Annotated in this window: 1 protein-coding gene; it reads left to right on the forward strand. The window is 49.2% G+C overall.

All coding sequences use genetic code 11. The annotated features are described in order from the left end of the window. On the forward strand, positions 1 to 853 hold an 853-nt coding region (locus Xedl_RS33910), incomplete at both ends, for an AAA family ATPase (protein WP_244149787.1).

The raw sequence follows: 853 nt of genomic DNA on the forward strand, positions 1-853 counted from the left end.
ATCCGGAGACGGTAATTATCACCGAAGGTTACGCCACAGCACTCACGGTTAACCAGCTCTATAAAGGCACTGTTCTGGCGGCGCTGGATGAGGGCAATTTATCTTCTGTTGCCAAAGCCATCCGGGAACGCTGGCCGGACACCAAAATCATTATTGCCGCAGATAATGACTGGCATCGCCCCGACGAGCTGGATAAGAACGGGAAACCCAAAGTGAATGTCGGCAAGATCTCAGCAGAAAAAGCTGCCCTTGCGGTGAATGGTTGGATTACGTTACCACCGACAGAACATAAAGCCGATTGGGATGATTATCGCCAGCAATATGGCATTGTGGCAGCAAAGCAGGCATTTTGTGATGACTTATTTCAGGTAAAGGAACCGATGAACAGTGACGCAATAGAAACCCGTCGTTATGGCAATGTTGAAAGCATTTACCCTAATCGTAAAACAAAATTACCGTTATCAATCGGCTCAGAAGGCTTTGATGCCCAGCTAGACTACGTGGTTAAAGGCATCATCCCAGCACACTCCTTATGCAGCATTTACGGAGCTAGCGGGTCATATAAAAGTTTTCTGGCAGGTGCATGGGGTTGTCATATTGCCACGGGTAAGCCATGGGCAGGTAAACAGGTTGCTCAGGGTTCTGTGCTGTACGTTGTCGGCGAAGGCGGGATTGGTGTGCCCCGGCGCATCAAAGCATGGGAAATCGTTAATGGTCAGGCAGTTAAAAATATGTACCTGATCAATACGCCAGTCTTTCCGGCCTCGCCTGCCGAAGTGCATGAACTGGTGATTGCCGCCCAACAAGTTGAGTCTGAAACAGGTGAACCGGTACGCCTGATTATTCTGGATAC

The sequence above is a fragment of the Xenorhabdus eapokensis genome (genome assembly GCF_001908105.1).